The organism is Kribbella sp. NPDC002412 (genome assembly GCF_053592935.1).
Genome location: NZ_JBSFBL010000051.1, coordinates 1 through 12441, shown reverse-complemented (window position 1 = coordinate 12441; position 12441 = coordinate 1). Strand labels below are relative to the sequence as shown.

Sequence of the window (12441 nt, the reverse complement as noted above, 5' to 3'; positions counted from 1 at the left end):
GTGATGCCTCCACGCACGCACAGGCCGCGTCCCGCTCCTTGCGCTGTCACCTGGCGGACGGGTGTCGTACATCTGTCGACGGAGGACACACCGCCTGACCCGCTGTGATCCGACAACTGATCCGCGACACATGTCCGTCGGCTGATATGCGACAGGCTAGACGTTTGGCGACCAGTTGAGGCGGACGACCAACGCACGGATCTGTCGATGCGCGTATGCGGAGGCCCACCGGATCTCCCTGGCAGGGGTTGTCGGATCCGGAACGTAGTGTTCGTGGAACAGGTGAAGGGCGGCCAGTTGAGGGTGTCACAGGGCAAGACAAGGAGTCAGGCGATGACACGTCCGCGGTGCCTACGCCACACGAATCCGTCGCACTCAGCTCGGGAGACGATGTGAAGCTCCTTCTCACATCCGGAGGCGTCACGAACGAGAGCATCCGCGATGCGCTGGTCGGTCTGCTGGGCAAGCCGATCTCCGAGTCCCGTGCGCTCTGCATCCCCACAGCGCAGTGGGGCCACCCGATGCTCGGGCCCGCCTCGGTGCGAAGCTCCGTCGCCGGCGAGCCTCCGTTTCACATGATGACCAGCCTGGGCTGGGCGACCCTGGGCGTCCTGGAGCTCACCGCGCTGCCCAGCATCGGCGAGGAGCGGTGGGTGCCGTGGGTCCGCGAGGCCGACGTGCTGCTGGTGGACGGCGGCGAGACGACGTACCTGTGTCACTGGATACGGGAGTCAGGGCTGTCGCGGGTCATGCCGTCGATTCCCGAGGCGGTCTGGGTAGGGATGAGTGCCGGCAGCATGGTGATGACACCGCGGATCGGGGACGACTTCGTCTCGTGGCCGTCTGCCCTGGACGACCGCACGCTCGGGGTCGTCGACTTCTCGATCTACCCGCACCTGGACCACGAGCAGATGCCGGACAACACCATGGCCGATGCGGAGAGATGGGCCGCCGACATCGCAGGTCCGGCGTACGCGATCGACGACCAGACCGCCATCAAGGTGACCGACGGGACCGTCGAGGTCATCTCCGAAGGACACTGGAGGGCCTTCCCCGCATAGCCGCCGGCCTGACCGAACATCATCACGTCATGGTCGTCTCGCGACGTGCTGGCTATCCGTTCGTGCCCAAGTCGAACGCTCGCCTCCTGCCAGGTCACATCTGGGGGATCCCGCTACGGGACGGGCGCTTCGCCTGCGGCGTGGTCGTCGCGATCCCTACCGCTGGGGTTACGGGCACATCAAGATGATCGACGAGAACGGCGGGTCAATCCTCGGTCGACGTTCCCCGGTGCACGACCGAGATGGTGCTCTATCCGGCGTTTCTCACCGCGTCGGCGGAACAGTCGGCCTCTACCGCGACGGCCGGATGGTCCGTGTCGCCACAGCCGACGAGGCGCGAGATCTCCCCATCATCGGTACGTGGGGCTTGCGCTACATCGCGGAAATGGCCGAGCGCGTGTTCGTCGACGGGAAGCCGATTGTTCGATGACCGGAAGGACCGGCCGGATTGGCTCACGGACGGACCTACCGCCGCAGGCCCTATCCAAGCGGGGCTACGCGGATCGCCGCAGGATGCTTGCTGGCGGTCAGGCGCAGTGGCCTGTTTGGAAGTCGGTGAGTGGGGTGGTCACGTTGCTTGTGCCTGGATCTGCGAACGCGCCGCCTATGCGGACCTCGCCGTACCTCAGTTTCTGCAGGCCGGCCAGCGTGAATGTTGCGTGGCCCGTTCGTGGGTCGCCTTTGTTGCTCCAGGCGTGCAGGGAGTACTGCGTGCTGGCCTGCAGCGGCTTGCGGTCGCCCTGGAGTTTCCAGTCGCCGCCTCCGGACAGCGGGAACTGTACGAAGCCGGAAGGCGCCGGCGTGATGGTCCAGGTCGCCACCGGGGTTCGGTTGGTTGATTGACCAGGCGGGGGCTCGGCATAGATCGTGACGCCGTCGACGTGTTCGCAGATCTGCATCACCGCGACGGGTTGGCCGGCCGCGTCCACGGTCAGGCCCATGAATCCGTCGAGCCGGGGGCCGCAGCCGGCCACGAGCCCACTCGCGCAAAGCATCAGGGCAGCCACCAACGCGCGTCCGCCCCCAGATGGCATGCGAGCACGCTAGTCGACCGTGCCCGCAACGCGGTTCAGCCGTAAGCGCCTTGATGCCCGACCGTTATCCGCTCGTAGGGTGACCGATGGGCCTGTGGCGTCACTAGGGTTATCTGCTCGACCAACAGACGAGGTGGGATATGTCCGTCGATGCGATCAGTGTCATCGTTCCGGATGTTCCGGGGGCGGCGCGGTTTCTGGCTGGGGCGTTTGGGTGGAAGCTGGGCGACGTGTTCGACAACTTCGCTGAAGTTGACACGGGGAGGCTGCGGCTGTGGTTGAGCGGGAACGCGGCCGTCGAGACCGGAGTCGTCGACGGCTTGACGTTGCACCACGTTGTGGAGGACGTGGACGCCGCGGCTGAGGTTGCCAAGGCCAACGGTGCGCAGCTCGTCTTCGGTCCGGTCGACACGGACTACGGCATGCGCTCCGCCGTGTTCAAGGGCCCCGGGATGCTGCTCGTCGACGTCTGCTCGTACGCCGTACCGGACCCGACCGAGGCCTGAGCAATTGGTCTGCGGGGGTTGTCGGTGGGGCGTGGAACGATGTTGGCGGTCGGCGATGAAGGGGAGAGGTCATGGCGCGGTTCGGTAAGGGTGATGAGCTTCGTGGGGCGGAGTTTGTGGGGGTGGATCTGCGGGGGGCCCGGTTCGTCGAGGCTGATCTGTCGGGGCTGGTGATGCGTGGGGTGGAGATTCGGGACGCGGATATTGATGCGCCTTGGTTGGCTGAGGGGGACTCGTTCTTCCGGGTGAACGGGGTTGATGTGACCTCGTTCGTCGAGGCTGAGCTTGATCGGCGGTTTCCGGGGCGGGCTGATCGGCGGGCTCAGGATCCGGACGGGTTGCGGGCGGCTTGGGCCGCGGTCGAGAGGGCCTGGGCGGCGGTGCTTGAGCGGGCCGCAGGGCTGCCGGACGGGGCGGTTGATGTGTCGGTGGACGGCGAGTGGTCGTTTGCGCAGACGTTGCGGCATTTGGTGCATGCCACGGATATCTGGCTGGGGAAGGCGGTTCTGGAGATCGAGGATCCGTTCCATCCGATCGGTCAGCCGTACGACGATCGGGAGGTCGGAGGCTCGGTCGTCGCTACGAGCACGCCGCCGTACGCCGAGGTGCTGGAGGTCCGCGCGGGTCGGGTCGCGATGGTGCGCGATTTCCTTGCCACGGTGACGCCGGAGGTGCTGGATGAGGCGCGGCGGAATCCTCACAACCCTGACCATCCTGAGACCGTTCGGTCCTGTCTGCACGTGATCCTCCAGGAGGAGTGGGAGCACCAACGGTTCGCCCTGCGCGACCTCGACGCGATCGCGGCGGGTAGCTGAGCGCTGTCAGCTATTGGGTGGTTTCCAGCGCGATGTGGTCGGCGAACCATTTGCGCGGCGACCTGGGCCACGGCGACCGTTCTGGCCTCGAGCCACTCCCGCGGCGCGAGCAGTTGCTGCTAGGGCAGCTTCGGTCGGGCCAGGCTGAGGCTGTCGGGTGGGGTGGTGTCGACGTGGGTTGCCGTACGCGCGGACTCCGTTGTCCCAGTTGAGGTACGCCCACCGCTGAGCGTGTCGCCGTCGCAGTCGGCGCCGAGGGTTTGCTCTGACGCGTTGTCCGGTACCCGCGGGACATGTGTGTGCTGGATCGTCATCGAATGCGGACGAAGTGTGGGGCTTCGGGGGTGGTGTTGTCGATGACCACTGTGGCGCGCGTTTGAGGACTGCAGGTCTTGGTGTAGAGGTGTTGGGCGGCGATGTAGCGCTGGATGCTGGGGTGGTTCGGGTCCGGGTTGGTGCCGTCTCGGGTGGCCATTCTTTGGGTGGTTACGGCGAAGGGGACGGTGAGGAGGATCGAGAAGTCCCAGCAGGTGGCGAGTTCGTCGCGGTGGAGGAAGAGGCCGTCGGTGATGAGGAATGCGTTGGGTGGAGCGGTCTCGTACGGCGGGGTGAGGACGCGATCCGTGGTCAGGTCGTGGGCGGCTCGGCGGAAACGGCGGGACCCGGCCGGGCCTAGGGGCTCGAGCACGTCGGACCGGAGACGGTCGTAGTTGAAGGCGTCCAGCCAGAAGCCTTCGGGGGAGAGGCGACCGCGGCGGTACCTGATGTCGCGGACGTTGTGGAAGTCGTCGACCGAGACACGGATGACGTGACGTCCAAGAGAGCGCAGTACGTCGGCCAGTTCGTCGGCAAAGGTGGTCTTGCCGGAGGCGTCGGGACCGTCGATCCCCACCCGCACGCAGTCCTCGCCGACCGCGTCGGGCACGAGCTGAGCCACGCGGCGGAGAAGGTCCATTCGGTACGTCATGCCTGGTTCAGCCCTTCGATGAGGATGATGAGGCCGATGGCGATCAGGACGATCGGGAGGAGGATGTGGCCCCAGCGGGAGAGGGTTTGAGCTACAAGCGGGCGGGTGGCGAAGTAGCGGCCGGCTGAGCACCACGCTGCTACGCCGACCAGGAACACCGCGACGAAGATCGTCGTACGGCCAGGTTGCCGCGGTCGTGCCGGACGGACCAGGCGGCGCGCAGGCCGAGTGCCAGCGGGAGCAGGCCTAGGTACGGGATCGTGGCTTCTGGCAATAGCCCGGTGCCCAGCGCGGCGAGGATGGAGGCCGCGAGGATGGCTGTGAATCCCAGGTACTGTCCGGCCACGATCCGTACGGCGCCGGTCCGGCCGGCGCGCTGTGCTTGTCCGAAGAACAACGCGAGGATCACGAGGTCGTCGACGTTGGTGATCGCGAACATTCCGATCGCCTGCCCCACCAACCCGAGCTCCACAACACTCCCAACCGCGGCGAACAGACCCGGCACAGCCTATTGGCTGGATGCTGGCGCGGTGAGCCGTCGGGGTTGAGCAAGGCGACCTGGACGGATGCCGACTTTGCGGTGACGGGCTGGCACGACTGCCGGATCCACGCGATGAGCATCGGCGAGTACGACGACGGCACACTGCCGCCGGCGCGTGTGTTGCTCGATGTGGACTGCGTCGTTCGGTGGGTGGATGGTCAGCCGTTCAGCTTCTGGATCGCGCGCCAGACACGACTCCGGAATCCGTTGTGGCACCTCGAGGGCCACACCTTCGACCTCCACCTTCGCGCCGGCGGCTTCACGCAGTACCTCCGCCGACCGCCCCAGCACGTACGCCGCCAACTGCTCACGGCAGCCGAACGTGGCGGTCTGAGCTTCGACGAGCAGTCATTCGTCTGACTCCTCGTAGCTGTCGCGGCCGGGGAGACCGAATAGCACCGGCCGGCCGGACTCACCGCACTGTGGGCATCGGTGGGCGTCCACGTGGTCAGCCGATGATGCAGAAGGTGGTGCCGTCGGGGGCTTCCATGACTATGAAGTCGGCGTCGGGTGGGTAGGTCCAGCCTTCTACTCGGCGGGCGCCGAGGGCGATCAGGCGCTCGACCTCGGCCTCGGGGGTGGAGGTGGATTTGTCGACCCAGAGATCCAGGTGGGTGCGGTCGGTTTCGTCGAGGTGGATGCGGGACCCGTGTCCGTTTCTGGGGCCGAGGAAGTCGGGGTTGCCCGGGTCGGAGTCGTACTCGAGGGCCTGGCTCCAGAACGCCGCCGAGCGCACTCTGTCCGGGACGTTCAACACGATCGCTCCGAGCGACAAACTCATGAAAGCTCCTTGCCTGGTGGCCGGACTCTGATCCACCCAGCTTGACAGCCGGGGGTGCTACCGCAGGCGCGCCGGAAGGCGGCGACGTACGCCGACGCGCTCGACCCCCGCCAAACGGCGGGCCGGTGCGCGGGCTTAGACGGGCTGGATGAGGAGGGTGATCAGGATGCTGGACAGGAGGCCGCGGTGAAGAAGAGGAGGTTGGCGTCGGCGGCTTTGCGGTCGGCGGCTTTGGTGGCGGCGGCGAGTTCGGCGCGGAGAGCCGTGATGATGGCGGCCTGTTGGGCGGGGGTGAGGGTGGCGAGGGGTCGGTGTGCTGGGGGTGCGCTGCCGGCGGTTGGAGTTGGGGCAGCGCTGCCGGGGGTTGGGGCGCGGCGGCGCTCGGTCGGGGGTTGCCGGCCTTGTTGGGATTGGTCCGAGGGGGCTGGCTGGGGCGGGGTGAGGAGGGGGAGGTTGCGGGTGCGGCGGGACTGGGGGGTGAGGGTTATTGCGGTGGTCAGGGCGGCCGTGAGGGTGGTGAGGGCGGCGGCGAGGTCCACAGGGTGCTCGTAGGGAAGATACCGAGAGTCAGCAGCGCGTGAGGCGGGTCACGGTGTTCGGGTGGGGCCGGTCGGGGGTGCGTGGGGGAGCAAGTAGGCTTGCGCGGGCACCGTTTCGAGTGCCCATGCTGATACTGGCTCCAGAAACTCGCAGGGAACTCGAGGAGAAGACCGCGTGACTTCCCATCGTCCCGCGGCGGTCGTGATCATGGCCGCCGGTCTGGGAACCCGGATGAAATCGGCGACCCCGAAGGTGTTGCACGAGATCGGCGGGCGCAGTCTCGTCGGGCACGCCGTGGTCACCGCCCGTGCACTCGCCCCGGAGCACCTGGTGGTCGTGGTCGGCAACGGCCGTGAACTGGTCGAGGCGCACCTCGCCACCGTGGACCCCGAGGTCAAGACCGCCGTCCAGGAGCAGCAGCTGGGCACCGGCGACGCGGTCCGTTGCGGGCTGGCCGCCGTACCGCAGGACTTCGCCGGCTCGGTCATCGTCACGTCCGGTGACGTGCCGCTGCTGGAGTCCGAGACGCTGCAGGAACTGGTCGCCGCGCACGACAAGCAGGGCAACGCGGTGACCGTGCTGACCGCGCGGGTGCCTGACCCGACCGGCTACGGCCGGATCATCCCGGGTGACGACGGCACCGTCGCCGGCATCGTCGAGCACAAGGACGCGACCCCGGCGCAGCGCCAGATCGACGAGATCAACGCCGGGATCTACGTCTTCGACGCGGCCACGCTGCGCGACGGTCTGAGCCGGATCACCACCGACAACGCGCAGGGCGAGCTGTACCTGACCGACGTCCTGGCGATCGCGAAGGCGGACGGCAAGCGGGTCGGCGCGTACGTCACCGAGGACGCGATGCAGACCGAGGGCGTGAACGACCGCGTCCAACTGGCCGCGCTCCGCGCCGAGCTGAACCGCCGTACGCTCGAGAAGCTGATGCGCGACGGGGTCACGATCGTGGACCCGAACACCACCTGGGTCGACCAGACCGTCCAGCTGGCCCCCGACGTCACCCTGCTGCCGAACACCCAGCTGCACGGCGCGACCACGGTCGACGAGGGCGCCACGATCGGCCCGGACACCACGCTGACCGACGTGAAGGTCGGGGCCCAGGCGACCATCATCCGGGCGCACGGCTCGCAGTCCGAGATCGGCCCCCAGGCATCCGTCGGCCCGTTCGCCTACCTCCGCCCGGGCACCAGCGTCGGCGTGAAGGGCAAGATCGGCACCTTCGTCGAGACCAAGAACACCAGCATCGGCGACGGCGCCAAGGTGCCGCACCTGACGTACGCCGGTGACGCGACGATCGGCGAGGGCGCGAACATCGGCGCCGGCACGATCTTCGCCAACTACGACGGGGTCAAGAAGCACCCGACCCACGTCGGCAAGCACTCCTTCATCGGCAGCAACTCCGTGCTGGTCGCGCCGCGGACGATCGCGGACGGCGCGTACCTGGCCGCCGGCACGGCGCTGACCGAGGACGTCGGCCCGGGCGAGATCGCGGTCGCGCGCGGCCGGCAGCGCAACATCAAGGGCTGGGTGGCTCGCAAGCGGGCGGGCACCAAGACGGCGAAGGCGGCCGAAGAGGCGTTGGCCGCACAGCAGACGGACGACGCTGCTGTGGGCGACACTGGCGAGAAGGCGTAACGGGAGGCCGGCCATGAGCGGGATGAAGCGAACCACCGAGAAGAACCTGATGGTGTTCTCCGGCCGGGCTCACCCCGGTCTGGCCGAGGAGGTCGCCGAGCAGCTCGGCGCCGGCCTGGTCCCGACGTCGGCGTACGACTTCGCCAACGGCGAGATCTACGTCCGGTTCGAGGAGTCGGTCCGGGGCAGCGACGCGTTCGTGATCCAGAGCCACACCTCGCCGATCAACGAGTGGATCATGGAGCAGCTGATCATGGTCGACGCGCTGAAGCGGGCGTCGGCCAAGCGGATCACCGTGGTGCTGCCGTTCTACGGGTACGCGCGGCAGGACAAGAAGCACCGTGGCCGGGAGCCGATCTCGGCCCGGCTGATGGCCGACCTGTTCAAGACCGCCGGCGCGAACCGGCTGATCTGCGTCGACCTGCACACCTCGCAGATCCAGGGCTTCTTCGACGGCCCGGTGGACCACCTGATGGCGCTGCCGATCCTGAGCGAGTACGTGCAGAACAAGTACGGCGACCAGGAGCTGGCCGTGGTCTCGCCGGACGCCGGCCGGATCAAGGTGGCCGAGCAGTGGTCGGCCCGGCTGAACGGCGTGCCGCTGGCCTTCATCCACAAGACCCGCGACATCGACCGGCCGAACGAGACGGTCGCGAACCGGGTCGTCGGTGAGGTCAAGGACCGGGTCTGCATCCTGGTCGACGACATGATCGACACCGCCGGCACGATCACCAAAGCGGCCGACGCGCTGTACGCCGACGGCGCCGCCGGGGTCGTGATCGCGGCGACGCACGCGATCCTGTCCGGTCCGGCCGTGGACCGGCTGAAGAACTGCCAGGCCAGCGAGGTGATCGTCACCAACACGCTGCCGATCGCGGAGGACCGCCGGTTCGACAAGCTGACCGAGCTGTCGATCGCGCCGCTGATCAGCCGGGCCATCCGCGAGGTCTTCGAGGACGGCTCGGTGACCAGCCTGTTCGACGGCCGCGCCTGATCGTCAGGCGCGCCGCCACGCGTAGTACGCCGTACCCAGCGACGCTGCCGTCATCGGCAGCGCGGTGATCAGGCCTGCCACGCCGTTCCCGGGTACGACGAACGTCGCGACGATCGTCAGCCACAGCAGCGGGATCCACCGCGGCACGGCCCGGGAACGCCACAGGCCGACCGCCTGGATGACCGTGCCGACGGCAACGAGCAGCGCGCCGGGCACCAGCAGGCCGAACAGGTGGGCGGAGTCGTCGTTGATCCGCTCGATCACGCTTGGGTCGACACCGGGTGCTGTCGCGAAGTAGTAGGCGGCCGCCCAGCCCGCGCCGCCGACGGCGTACAGCGCGGTGCCGATCCACAGCACGACGGCGCCCACGGTCGCCCAGGCCGCGCCGCGGCCCCGCACGAGCAGCGTGGTCAGCAACGCCTGGGCCGGCACGTTGAGGACGAGCGCGGCACTGAGAAAGACCAGCAGCCCCCACCAGAGGTCCCGGACCGGCTGGATGTCGGTGTAGGCGTACGTCTCGCCACCCGCGGCCGGCTCGGGCCACAGCAGCCCGCCGGGGACAGCCGCAAGGGCAGTCAGCGCCAACAGCAGGGCAACGATCGAGACCCGGCGCCGAAGCACAGGATCGGCACTGACTGGACTGGAAACGGTCTGAGTCGCCATGGTGAACCTCCGAGAGCGCGAGTTGACGCTCTCAGGGAACGCCGGAGCCCACCGCCGGCACATCGGAGCCGACACGGACCGCGGTCTCCGTGCTGACTCGGAGTCGTCCGGCGTACGGCGGTCTTACTCTGACGACATGCGGTGGCCGCGGTGGGTCGCGCTCGGTACCTTCCTGCTCGTCCTGGTGATGGTGGCGGGGAGCGCCTGGCTGCTGCTCGCGTACCGCACCGGCCCGCACACGCTCCGGAACTTCATCGGCATCGCCACGATCGGTATGGCGGTCAGCCTGCTCGGACTCGTGGTCAGCAGACGCGAGGCAGTGGTCGGCGCCCTGCTCGGCTGGATCGGCGCGATCACGGTCTACCTGGCCGCCCGCGACGTCTACTACAACGCCGAGGGCCTCACAGTGGACAGCCGGGTGGTCAGAGCGCTCGAGGAGAGCGGCTGGTGGCTGCTGGCCGCGATCAGCCTGCTACTGCTCTACTTCCCGAACGGCCGAGCCTTCTGGCGACCGCTGCCGCCCGCCGTCGTGTTGCTCTGCCTTGCCCAGCAGGTCCTGGCTGCGTTCGATCTGCCGCTACCGCTACAGGTGATCAGCGAGGTCGTGTTCGTCGCCTTCCTGGCCGTGTGCCTGGCCTCAGCGGTCTCCGTGCTGGTCCGGTACCGCCGATCGACCGGCACAGCCAGGGCTCAGCTCAAGTGGCTCGCCCTTGCCGGACTGGCCGTCGTCCTCTACCCGTTCGTCTGCCTCGCCGAGATCCTCATCTCCGGCGACTCCGGCATCGTGGCCACGGTCTTCGGCCTCGCCACACTGATATCCCTGCCGGCCTCCGTCGCCGTGGCGATGCTCCGGCACGACCTCTACGACGTCGACCGCGTGCTGGCTGACACCGTCACCTACGGCATCGTGATGGTCGTCCTGCTCGGCACCTACGCCGTGGCCGCCGTGTCACTGGGCCTAGTACTCGGTCGCGACTCCGCAGTCGTGGCCGCGGCCGCCACAGCCGTCTGCGCACTCGTCCTGTCGCCACTGCGAACCCGCCTGCAGCGCACAGTCGATCGCCGCCTCTATCCACCCCGCCGTGCCGCCCTGCTGGCCATCGAGGACCTCCAGCAGCGCATCCACACCGAGCAGGCCCAGCCGGAGGAGCTGGAGTCCGCACTACGCACCGCACTCCGCGATCCCGGTCTCCGCGTCGGTCTGCTCGTCCCCGGCGCGTCCGGCTTCGTCGACGCCGCTGGTATGGCGGTTGCCGGGCCACAGCTCGTTCCGGTGACGCTGGGTGGTGCGCAGATCGGCGTACTCGCGTCGGATCGCACCAGTCCCGCCGTACTGAAGGCTGTGGCGGCTGCGGCGGCCAGTCTGGTCGAGGTGACGCGGTTGCGGGCCGAGCTGGCCGGGGCGTTGCGTGAGGTGGGGGCGAGCCGGGCGCGACTCGTGCAGGCTGGTGATGCCGAGCGCAGGCGACTCGAGCGGGACCTCCACGACGGAGCGCAGCAACGGCTCGTCTCGCTGGGCATGGCGATGCGGCTCGCGCAGCGGCACCTGGACGACGGCTCCGTGGACATCGACGGATTGCTCGACCAAGGCGTCGCAGAGCTCGCCACAGCGGTCGCCGAACTGCGGCAGATCGCGCACGGGCTGCGACCGACCAGCCTGGACGACGGCCTGCACGCCGCGTTGAGCGCGATCACGCAGTCGCTGCCGATTCCGGTCCGGCTGCAGATCCCGGCGGACCTGCCCGAGGAGCTGGCAACGACGGCGTACTTCGTCGCCGCCGAGGCAGTGACGAACGCGGCCAAGTACGCGAACGCGTCGTCGATCGCTGTCCGGGTCGACCGCTCGGCCGAGCACGTCACTGTGGTGATCGAGGACGACGGCTGCGGTGGTGCGACGCCGCGCCCAGGCTCAGGACTCAGCGGGCTGCTGGACCGAGTGGCGGCCGTCGGTGGGTCGCTGCAGCTGCAGAGCCCGGCGGGCCGGGGTACGACGGTGGAGGCGGTGCTGCCGTGCGGATAGTGATCGGGGAGGACTCAGCACTGTTCCGGGAAGGGCTGGCGCGCTTGCTGGCCGACGCCGGCCACGAGATCGTCGGCCTCGCACCGGACGCCCCGACTCTGATGACCGTTGTCGCGGAGACCGCACCGGACCTGGCCGTCATCGACATCCGGATGCCGCCCGACCAGACCGACGACGGCGCCCGGGCCGCGCGACGACTCCGGATGCTGCACCCCGCGCTGGCCATCGTGCTGCTGTCCCAGCACATCGAGACCCGGCACTCGGTCGAGCTCGTGGCGACCGGCCGGTTCGGCTACCTGCTGAAGGATCGCGTGCTCGCCGTCGACGAGTTCCTGGACGCGCTGGACCGGGTCGCGGCCGGCGGATCGGCCCTCGATCCCGAGGTGGTCGGCCGCCTGCTCGGCCGGCAGCGGTCCGACGACCGGCTCGCGCCGCTGACGCCGCGGGAGCGTGACGTGCTGGCGTTGATGGCCGAGGGCTGCACCAACGTCGGGATCGGCCGCCGGCTGTTCCTGACCGAACGCACCGTGGAGACCCACGTCGGCAGCATCCTGGCCAAGCTCGGCCTGCTCACGAACGACGAGCAGCATCGCCGGGTGCTCGCCGTACTGGCATATCTTGGGGAGCACTGACCGCTCACCCGTGAGGATCACTCCATGCGGATCGCTGTGTTCCACCCCGGCGCGATGGGTTCGAAGCTGGCCGCGCAGCTGGTTGCCGCGGGCCACGAAGTGCACTGGGTGCCGGAGGGCCGCAGCCCGGAGAGTACGGCGCGCGCCGCCGACGCCGGCCTGATCGGCACACCGTTCGCCGAGGCCGTCGGCCAGGCCGAGGCGGTGCTGTGCTCGTGCGCGCCCCAGGGCGCGGTG

The 12441-nt window shown here is 68.7% G+C and carries 15 protein-coding genes; 10 read left to right on the top strand and 5 right to left on the bottom strand.

What is annotated here, in order from left to right; genetic code table 11:
- Window positions 1–392 precede the first annotated feature (392 nt).
- Window positions 393–1061 (top strand): Type 1 glutamine amidotransferase-like domain-containing protein, encoded by a 669-nt coding sequence (locus tag ACWCOV_RS32235; RefSeq protein ID WP_449833112.1) that lies wholly within the window; start codon window positions 393–395, stop codon window positions 1059–1061.
- A 184-nt stretch (window positions 1062–1245) separates the two neighbouring features.
- Window positions 1246–1491 carry a hypothetical protein gene (locus ACWCOV_RS32230; protein WP_449833111.1) on the top strand — a complete coding sequence of 82 codons (246 nt, stop codon included), beginning with the start codon at window positions 1246–1248 and terminating at the stop codon, window positions 1489–1491.
- Window positions 1492–1588: 97 nt separating this feature from the next.
- Here ACWCOV_RS32230 and ACWCOV_RS32225 read toward each other — a convergent pair whose 3' ends face one another.
- The gene (locus ACWCOV_RS32225) at window positions 1589–2095 is read right to left on the bottom strand and encodes a hypothetical protein (RefSeq protein ID WP_449833110.1); all 507 of its coding nucleotides are present in this window, start codon (window positions 2093–2095) and stop codon (window positions 1589–1591) included.
- 140 nt (window positions 2096–2235) lie between these two features.
- On the opposite strand from ACWCOV_RS32225, the gene ACWCOV_RS32220 reads away from it, so the two are divergent.
- Both ACWCOV_RS32220 and ACWCOV_RS32215 read left to right on the top strand, forming a co-directional pair.
- The gene (locus tag ACWCOV_RS32220) at window positions 2236–2601 is read left to right on the top strand and encodes a VOC family protein (protein ID WP_449833109.1); all 366 of its coding nucleotides are present in this window, start codon (window positions 2236–2238) and stop codon (window positions 2599–2601) included.
- Between the two features lie 71 nt (window positions 2602–2672).
- Complete coding sequence (locus ACWCOV_RS32215; RefSeq protein WP_449833108.1) at window positions 2673–3416, top strand: DinB family protein; 744 nt, start codon at window positions 2673–2675, stop codon at window positions 3414–3416.
- A 310-nt stretch (window positions 3417–3726) separates the two neighbouring features.
- On the opposite strand, the gene ACWCOV_RS32210 is transcribed toward ACWCOV_RS32215, so the two are convergent.
- Window positions 3727–4353, bottom strand: coding sequence for a uridine kinase (locus ACWCOV_RS32210; protein ID WP_449833107.1), 627 nt, complete (start codon window positions 4351–4353; stop codon window positions 3727–3729).
- A gap of 169 nt (window positions 4354–4522) precedes the next feature.
- On the bottom strand, window positions 4523–4840 hold the full coding sequence (locus ACWCOV_RS32205) for a cadmium resistance transporter (protein WP_449833106.1): 318 nt from the start codon (window positions 4838–4840) through the stop codon (window positions 4523–4525).
- An 87-nt stretch (window positions 4841–4927) separates the two neighbouring features.
- Between ACWCOV_RS32205 and ACWCOV_RS32200 the strand changes: the two genes are divergently transcribed.
- Complete coding sequence (locus ACWCOV_RS32200) at window positions 4928–5284, top strand: hypothetical protein (protein WP_449833105.1); 357 nt, start codon at window positions 4928–4930, stop codon at window positions 5282–5284.
- A gap of 88 nt (window positions 5285–5372) precedes the next feature.
- Here the strand turns inward: ACWCOV_RS32200 and ACWCOV_RS32195 are convergent, their stop codons facing one another.
- Window positions 5373–5705 carry a VOC family protein gene (locus tag ACWCOV_RS32195; RefSeq protein WP_449833104.1) on the bottom strand — a complete coding sequence of 111 codons (333 nt, stop codon included), beginning with the start codon at window positions 5703–5705 and terminating at the stop codon, window positions 5373–5375.
- A 714-nt stretch (window positions 5706–6419) separates the two neighbouring features.
- On the opposite strand from ACWCOV_RS32195, the gene glmU reads away from it, so the two are divergent.
- Window positions 6420–7895, top strand: coding sequence for a bifunctional UDP-N-acetylglucosamine diphosphorylase/glucosamine-1-phosphate N-acetyltransferase GlmU (gene glmU, locus ACWCOV_RS32190; RefSeq protein WP_449833103.1), 1476 nt, complete (start codon window positions 6420–6422; stop codon window positions 7893–7895).
- 13 nt (window positions 7896–7908) lie between these two features.
- Window positions 7909–8889: a ribose-phosphate diphosphokinase gene (locus ACWCOV_RS32185; RefSeq protein ID WP_449833102.1), complete on the top strand. Its 981-nt coding sequence runs from the start codon at window positions 7909–7911 to the stop codon at window positions 8887–8889.
- Window positions 8890–8892: 3 nt separating this feature from the next.
- Here the strand turns inward: ACWCOV_RS32185 and ACWCOV_RS32180 are convergent, their stop codons facing one another.
- Entirely contained in the window at window positions 8893–9552 is a 660-nt protein-coding gene (locus ACWCOV_RS32180) for a hypothetical protein (protein WP_449833101.1), read from the bottom strand.
- A 136-nt stretch (window positions 9553–9688) separates the two neighbouring features.
- Here ACWCOV_RS32180 and ACWCOV_RS32175 point away from each other — a divergent pair, with 136 nt between their 5' ends.
- The 3 genes from ACWCOV_RS32175 to ACWCOV_RS32165 all read left to right on the top strand — a co-directional run.
- A complete protein-coding gene (locus tag ACWCOV_RS32175; RefSeq protein ID WP_449833100.1) occupies window positions 9689–11572 on the top strand; it encodes a sensor histidine kinase in 1884 nt (627 codons plus the stop codon).
- Window positions 11563–12204 carry a response regulator transcription factor gene (locus ACWCOV_RS32170; protein ID WP_449833099.1) on the top strand — a complete coding sequence of 214 codons (642 nt, stop codon included), beginning with the start codon at window positions 11563–11565 and terminating at the stop codon, window positions 12202–12204. The genes ACWCOV_RS32175 and ACWCOV_RS32170 overlap by 10 nt, the downstream gene beginning before the upstream one ends.
- Window positions 12205–12228: 24 nt before the next feature.
- On the top strand, window positions 12229–12441 hold a 213-nt coding region (locus ACWCOV_RS32165), incomplete at its 3' end, for an NAD(P)-binding domain-containing protein (RefSeq protein WP_449833098.1).